A 7,641-nucleotide genomic window follows, 5' to 3' on the forward strand; every position below is an offset into this window, starting at 1 on the left:
GCTGCTCAACCACAGGTTGTACTATCACATTATTAGTACCTAAGAGTTGCATCTGTGTCAGCACTTCTTGTTGTGCACCGGTCCCTATAGCAAGCATTGCAATAACCGAAGAAACCCCAAAAATAATACCCAATGAGGTGAGGAAGGCTCTCAGTTTATTTCGTTGAATGGCCTCAATCGCTATATCAAAGTTATAAAGTAATTTTTGCAGCACAGGTTCTTCCTTAGTTTGATGTTATTTCTTCTTCCAGATAAACACGCTGAATACCCGTGGTATCTTCCGGTACTGAAAGATAGATAACATCATCAAGGGAAAGTCCTCGATGCACTACTACTTCATTCTCATTCATAAGGCCAAGGTCAACTTCTTGCATAACTACCGAAAGGCCTGAATCTTTGAACACAAAACTTGAGGAATCTTGAACATGAATGGTTTCCAAAGGAATAAACATCGCATCTTCCAACCGGTTTACAACAATACGGTTGCTCGTGGTCATAGCAGGGCGGAGCACCGTATCTTCCTCAGCTATTTCAATGATCACCTCATACACTTTAGAATTTGAGCCGGTTCTTTGTTCTCCGATGTTTGCCACGCTGGTTACCGTGCCTGTCAGTGTTTTATTTGGAATGGCATCCAGCCCTATAAAAACCGGTTGATTGCGAGTCACTTTCTGAACATCAACCTCATTGACATAGGTCACTGATTCCATTACGCTAAAATCCGGAAGTTCTGCTACTACCGGATTCCAGGCACTTATTTCACTGCCTTCTGCTGTTTTAGAGCCATCATGATTGCGTCGGTAAATGATCATCCCATTTGCGGGAGCATTTACAGTAAACTCTGTCATCAACGAGCGAATCTTATCAACTTCAATTTGCTCTTCCTGTAAATCAGCTTGTACTTCACTCATTTGAGCTTCAGCTTGCTTTACTTTTGTTACATAATTTTTCTTTTCCTGAGCAAGCTGTCTGCGTGCCTTATCTAACTCAATTTCTGCTTGTCGTTGAACCGCCGGGGATTCATACTGTGATTGATCTACCACAATCTGGCGTTCTTCAAGAGCATATTCGAGATTTATGAGATTATCTCTGGCCTGAGAAAGAGTAAGTGTACTATCAAGGGAAACCTGAGTTACCTGAGACTGGGCCTGTTGCAGTTCAAGCATTGCATCCTGCAAACGGCCGGTGATTTCTGACCGGTCTAGTTCAGCAACAAAATCACCCTTTTGTACCACTGTTCCTTCCGGGATCAATCTTTGTATGGTTAGGTTGAATAATCGAACATCACGGCCTCCTTGTGGTCCTCTGATTTCTACTGAACTTTTTGCCCTAAGTTCACCCGTAGTGGTAACATCAACAACAAATTCTCCTTTTTTTGGAGTCGTCGTAAGCTCTACAGAGTCGCCTGCATCTCCACCAAAAACAAACCATGCTATAATTGATAGCCCTATAAAAATAGCAGGGATTAAATATCTCTTTTTCATTTGCTTGTATAATTTGTTTGAACGCAAAATATAGTCTTTATTTTTATAGACGTATATACTACGTAAATAGTTTTGCAATTATTTTAAAAGGTATCTAACCTTTATCGGGGCAACGATTCCTTAGATGCTATCCATTCCGAAAACTTTCTAAATAAATTTCCCGAAAAAAACTTCGGCTCCTCAGCAAATGAAACAGTTAATCGATCAGTGTATTATCCACTAAACCGGTTTCAAGATCATAAGAAGTACCGGGCTGGGTATTTTCGATGATCTCTTTTGGATCATTATTCTCATCTACGATCACCACTTTGGGCTTGTGGTCTTTAGCTTCTTCAGGTGTCATTTCTGTATAGCTGATTACGATAATGCGATCGCCGACTTGGGTCAGCCTGGCGGCGGCTCCATTTAAACAGCAAACACGACTTCCGCGCTCGCCCGGAATGGTATAGGTTTCAAGGCGAGAACCATTGGTGATATTAAGTACCTGCACCTTTTCATAGGGAAGGAGGTTGGCGGCATCCAGCAGATCCTGATCGATGGTAATACTACCTTCGTACATCAGATTAGCTTCGGTTACTGCCATTTGGTGCAGTTTAGATTTAAACATCGTGATTTTCATCGGTATCGCTCAGAGGTCTAAAATTATATTGTCGATCAGGCGGGTCTTTCCTAAATATACAGCGCCTGCCAAAATGTAAGTTTCACCGGATTCAAGTTTCTCAACCGGCTCCATTATTTTCATGGAAAACACATTAAGATAGTCATTTTTAAATCCTTTCGCTTCCAATTCATCTTGCTGATGTTGTAACAATAACTTTGGTTCCAGCACTCCATCCCTGATCTGCTTCTCCACATACTGCAGCGCACGGTATAAGCTTGGAGCTATCTTTCTTTCCTGCTCGCTGAGATAGGCATTTCGGCTGCTCAGCGCCAACCCGTCATTAGCTCGCGCAATAGGTGCGGCGATCAACTCAATATCATGGTTAAACTCATGCGCCATCTGCTTCAGGATCTGAAACTGCTGAATGTCTTTCTGGCCGAAAATAGCTACATCCGGCTTGATGATATTGAAGAGTTTATTCACCACAAGTACGATTCCTTCAAAAAAGCCGGGACGGCTTCCCCCATCCATATGCTTATTCAGCTGTTCAATATCTATACTGAAAAATTTTCTATCGGAGCCGTACATAATTTCATCATCCGGGGTGAAAACCAGGAAAACACCTTCAGCTTTACACGCCTTGAGGTCGTCTCCCATCTGCCGGGGATAAGCATCAAAATCTTCATTTGGCCCAAACTGCTCCGGATTCACATATATGGAAACCACCACTTCATCTGCCTTTTTCTTAGCCAAACGGATAAGAGATATATGCCCTTTATGCAAAGCCCCCATGGTAGGAACGAACGCAATTCGTTTTCCCTGAGCTTTTAACTCAGCTATTTCGGCTCGAACTTCTTGTATGGAGGCAACTTGTTTCATGCGCAAATAAAAAGAGACGCCGTTTTGGGGCGCCTCCTAATAATTAGGTAAGAATTTTAATTATACCGAACGACTCATATCAAAATCTTCCAGTATCTCTTTAATGCGATTCAGGAAGGCTCCGCCGTGAGCACCATCAATTATTCGGTGATCGTAGCTCATAGATAGGAACATCATTTGCCGGATAGCGATCACATCACCTGCTTCGGTTTCCAGAACTACAGGCCTTTTTTCAATTACACCGGTACCAATAATGGCTACCTGTGGCTGATTTATGATCGGTGTTCCCATGAGGTTACCCACGCTACCGTAGTTGGTCAGAGTGATGGTTCCGCCCACCAAGTCATCCGGACTTAATTTCTTGCTTCGGGCTTTAACGGCCACTTCATTTACGGCACTCGCCAAGCCAACAAGGTTTTTCTCCTGTGCTTTCTTGATCACCGGAACGATCAACCCGCCTTCACCGCCTTCACCAAGCGCTACAGCTAATCCAAAATTAATGTCTTTCTTGAGATGGATCTCATCTCCATTCACAGAACTGTTGATCAACGGGAATTCCAGCATTGCTGTGATAATGGCTTCAACAAAAAGCGGAGTGAATGTAAGCTTAGTGCCTGTTTTCTCCTGGAACTTAGCTTTATTCGCATTTCTCCATTTCACCATATCGGTTACATCAACCTCAGCAAAAGTGGTAACGTGTGCCGAAGTCTGCTTAGACTTCACCATATGCTCGGCAATCATCTTGCGCATACGATCCATCTTAATGACCTCAACATCTCCTGATGGAGGATGTTTCACATCAAGCTGGCCGGCAGAAATTGATCCGTCAGAAGATTTTGAAGTCGGCTTACTGAGTCCGCCACCTGATGATTTCTGTGCAGCAGGAGCAGAAACTTTCCCGGCTTTCTTGTCTTCTACATAAGACAGAATATCTTGTTTGGAAACTCTTCCGTTCTGACCGGAGCCATCAATATTTTCAAGTTCTTCCTGGCTAATTCCTTCTTCTTTAGCAATGGAACGTACCAGCGGAGAGTAGAAACGTCCGTCACTTCCCATGCGCTGTGGTTCAGATCCGCCTGATGCTCCATTGGAGGAAGCCGCTGCCGGTTGTGCTTCCTGCTTTTCCGGTGCAGATTCTTTTTTCTCTTCCTTCTTTGGTGCCGATTTCGAAGATCCGCTCCCAGAAGCTGCTGCTTTACCGGTTGCGATCACGGCAATGGTCTGCCCTACTTCGATCGTATCATTTTCTTCGGCAAGGATCTCAACCAAGGTTCCTGCGGCTGGGGATGGCACTTCGCTATCTACTTTGTCGGTAGAGATCTCGAGGAGTGTTTCGTCTTCTTCAACCGTATCTCCAACCTGCTTAGACCAGCCAATCACCGTTGCTTCAACAACCGACTCACCCATCTGTGGCATTTGAACTTCAATTCGTTCGCCTTCATCACTACCGCCTGAAGCTGCAGGAGCAGCCCCTTCTTCCTGAGCTGTTTCTTCTTCCGCTTCTTCCTCAGCAGGTGCTTCTTCTTCGGCAGGTTCTTCAGATTTGGCCTCTTCTGACCCATTTGAGGAAACATCGCCCGCAGCATCTGCATCCGTTTCAATAATGGCGATAGCTTTACCCACTTCGATCACATCGCCTTCTTCCGCTAAAATTTCTACGAGTACACCGGCTTCAGGTGAAGGAACTTCCGTATCCACTTTATCGGTGGCTACTTCGAGTAAGGTTTCATCAACCTCAACGGTATCGCCAACCTGCTTGGTCCACTCGATTACTGTACCTTCCATTACTGATTCACCCATTTGGGGCATGACCACTTCTACCTTCGCCATAAAATTGTTTTCTTTTGGTGCCTGTAAGGCGGTTTTAAGGAATTTTCAACGGACTCTAAAGTTCAGGATAATTCCAATTAGTTCAAAATAAGTATCGTTCTTTTAAAATACAGAAAAGCGCTTTTTCATACGTTTACTTAATATTCATTGATTTAAAACTTCATATCGTCTTTTAAAGTTCAATAATCAGTGCTCAATATATACTTCAGGTTTGTCCTCACTTCTGTTTTTGTTAACTTCGCAAAGTCAGTAAACCAGCATAAACAAGTTTTGGCATTATGATACCGGAAGAATTACAAGAAATTATCGATGAAGCCGAGCTTCACATGGACGAAGCCACTGGGTTTTTTAAAAAGGAACTATCACATATCAGAGCCGGAAAAGCCAGCCCTTCACTGATCGAAGGCGTTAAGGTGGATTATTATGGTTCACAAACTCCATTGCAGCAGCTCGCTAATATCAGTGCACCGGAAGCGCGGTTATTGGTAGTTTCGCCCTATGATAAAACCGGAATGCAGGATATTGAAAAAGCGATCATGTCGGCCGGATTGGGATTAAATCCAAGCAATGACGGCGAGCGAATTCTCATCCCTCTTCCCGTACTTACTGAAGAGCGACGTAAAGAACTTGTTAAACATGCCAAGGATATTGCAGAACAAGCTCGCATCAGTATCAGAAATTCCCGCCGAAATGCCAACGATACCGTCAAATCAACTACCGAAAGCGAGTCTCTCTCCGAAGACTCCCGTTACGAGGCTGAAGATGAGATCCAAAAGCTTACTGACAAATACACCGCTAAGGTAGAAGACCTCCTCAATAAAAAAGAAGAAGAAATAATGACAGTGTAGAGGGGCGGGTTGTTTGTGAGGTTAATACAAATTGCCAGAGAAATAGTTTATGAAGAGTTATCGGGATTTAGAAATTTATCAGATGGCTTATGACCTGGCACTTGAAGTTCATAAACTCACAATGACACTCCCCAAATTTGAAATGCATGAACAGGGAAGTCAAATTCGACGATCATCAAAAAGTATAAAAGATAATATTGCTGAAGGTTTCGGAAGAAGGCGGTATAAAGATGAATTTGTACGATTCCTGATCTTTGCCCATTCATCTTGCGATGAAACCGTTTCACAACTCAATATGATCAGCGATATCCATTTTAAAGATGAACCACTTACAGATTTACTAAACAGATATGACACTTTAGGCCGAAAAATCAACAGTTTCATAAACTACGTTGAGACAAGCTGGAAAGTATAATTAACTTAAAATGACTGATACAGCTTTAAACACGAAACTCGTAACCCGTAATCTGCAACCCTGCTAAATGTATATATCCGAACTTGAATTACAGGGGTTTAAAAGTTTTGCCAATAAGACCAAGGTAAAGTTTGACAGCGGAATCACCTCCATTGTTGGGCCGAATGGGTGCGGAAAATCTAATATCGTTGATGCCCTCCGCTGGGTGTTAGGTGAACAGAGGCCTTCCCTTCTTCGCTCTTCAGCCATGAGTAACGTTATTTTTAATGGTACAGCTCAGAAAAAAGCTCTGGGTATGGCTGAGGTTTCCCTCACTTTTGTAAATGACCAAGGCATTCTACCCATCGAATACAGTGAAGTAACCATTTCCCGAAGGTTGTACAGATCAGGGGACAGTGAATACTTGATCAACGGTACTTCTTGCCGGCTGAAAGACATCATGGAGTTGTTCATGGATACCGGAATGGGATCGGATGCCTACTCGGTGATAGAGCTCAAAATGGTTGAGGAGATCCTGAATGATAAGAATAATGATCGCCGGCGATTGTTTGAAGAAGCCGCGGGAGTAACCAAGTATAAGGATCAACGAAAGAAAACCATACGTAAGCTGGAATCTACCCGTAAGGACCTTCAGCGCGTAGATGACTTGCTGGTTGAATTAAGAAAGAAAGCCCGATCCCTCGAAATTCAGGCAGAAAAAGCCGAGAAGGCGAAAGTCTATAAAGATGAGCTGGAGCTGCTTGACAAGGCTCTTACCCTTCACGATTTCAACAAGATCAAAGCCGAGCTTGAGCCGCTGAAAGAGCGAATCGCCAATGCTGACAAAGAGAAGAAAGAGATTACCAAGGCCATCGAACAGCTTGAGGAAAATGATGAAAAGGCCCGGGCAGAACTTCTTGAAAAAGAACGGCAACAGGCTGAAGCTCAGCGCCGGGTAAGTCAGCTGCATAATGCTATTCGTGAAGCCGACACCAATCTTCGCATCACCCGCGAAAAGATCGAGAACGAGAAGAAGGTGATCGCGGAATATGCCAAGGATATTGAAACCGGACAGAAAGACCTTAAGGAACTGAATGAGCTGCTCGATTCTAGCCGTAAAAAACTGGAAGGCTTTGATGACGAGCTTGAAAAATCCAATAAAGCACTCGAGGATTCAAAGAAAAAGTACGGGCAAGTTCAGCAGCAGTATAACCGTGAGCGCAGTGAATTATATGAAATTGAGGTACAGCTAAGTGCTACCAATAATGAACTGAATCAGCTTCAGACCAAGCGTATCAAAATTGAGAGCCGGCTTGAGAATACTGAAGGTGACCTTGAGCGCATCAACAATGAGATCGTTGACCTGAATGATGAGATCGAAAATCTGAATGGCGAGCAGGGATTGATCGAGGAGAAGCTTGACAATTTAGTAATTGAGCGGGATGAGCTGGAAGAAGAGCTTGAAACAGCCCGGGGAAAACGAGAACAATTTGCTGACAAACAAAACGAAATTAAAGACGAGCTCCGAACCCTCCAAAGTAAAAAGGAATCGCTGAAATCTGAGATCCGCCTGATGAATGATCTGGCCAGCTCAAATGAAGCATT

The 7,641-nt window shown here is 43.6% G+C and carries 8 protein-coding genes; 3 read left to right on the top strand and 5 right to left on the bottom strand.

Going from position 1 to position 7,641, the window contains the following annotated elements:
- The 5 genes from VFM80_RS02035 to sucB all read right to left on the bottom strand — a co-directional run.
- Positions 1 to 214, bottom strand: a 214-nt coding sequence (locus tag VFM80_RS02035; RefSeq protein ID WP_395069038.1) for an ABC transporter permease, incomplete at its 3' end; no start/stop codon positions are given.
- Positions 215 to 224: 10 nt separating this feature from the next.
- Positions 225 to 1,484, bottom strand: coding sequence for an efflux RND transporter periplasmic adaptor subunit (locus VFM80_RS02040; RefSeq protein ID WP_395069040.1), 1,260 nt, complete (start codon positions 1,482 to 1,484; stop codon positions 225 to 227).
- A gap of 196 nt (positions 1,485 to 1,680) precedes the next feature.
- Positions 1,681 to 2,103 (bottom strand): aspartate 1-decarboxylase, encoded by a 423-nt coding sequence (panD, locus tag VFM80_RS02045; protein WP_395069042.1) that lies wholly within the window; start codon positions 2,101 to 2,103, stop codon positions 1,681 to 1,683.
- Between the two features lie 9 nt (positions 2,104 to 2,112).
- On the bottom strand, positions 2,113 to 2,964 hold the full coding sequence (panC, locus tag VFM80_RS02050; protein WP_395069044.1) for a pantoate--beta-alanine ligase: 852 nt from the start codon (positions 2,962 to 2,964) through the stop codon (positions 2,113 to 2,115).
- Positions 2,965 to 3,024: 60 nt separating this feature from the next.
- The gene (gene sucB, locus VFM80_RS02055; RefSeq protein WP_395069046.1) at positions 3,025 to 4,794 is read right to left on the bottom strand and encodes a 2-oxoglutarate dehydrogenase, E2 component, dihydrolipoamide succinyltransferase; all 1,770 of its coding nucleotides are present in this window, start codon (positions 4,792 to 4,794) and stop codon (positions 3,025 to 3,027) included.
- A 278-nt stretch (positions 4,795 to 5,072) separates the two neighbouring features.
- On the opposite strand from sucB, the gene frr reads away from it, so the two are divergent.
- The 3 genes from frr to VFM80_RS02070 form a co-directional block, all read left to right on the top strand.
- Complete coding sequence (frr, locus tag VFM80_RS02060) at positions 5,073 to 5,642, top strand: ribosome recycling factor (protein ID WP_395069048.1); 570 nt, start codon at positions 5,073 to 5,075, stop codon at positions 5,640 to 5,642.
- 49 nt (positions 5,643 to 5,691) lie between these two features.
- The gene (locus tag VFM80_RS02065) at positions 5,692 to 6,057 is read left to right on the top strand and encodes a four helix bundle protein (RefSeq protein WP_395069050.1); all 366 of its coding nucleotides are present in this window, start codon (positions 5,692 to 5,694) and stop codon (positions 6,055 to 6,057) included.
- A 67-nt stretch (positions 6,058 to 6,124) separates the two neighbouring features.
- Positions 6,125 to 7,641 (top strand): chromosome segregation SMC family protein (locus VFM80_RS02070; RefSeq protein ID WP_395069052.1); only part of this gene is annotated, 1,517 nt, incomplete at its 3' end.

The sequence above is a fragment of the Gracilimonas sp. genome (genome assembly GCF_035704785.1).
GTDB lineage: Bacteria > Bacteroidota > Rhodothermia > Balneolales > Balneolaceae > Gracilimonas.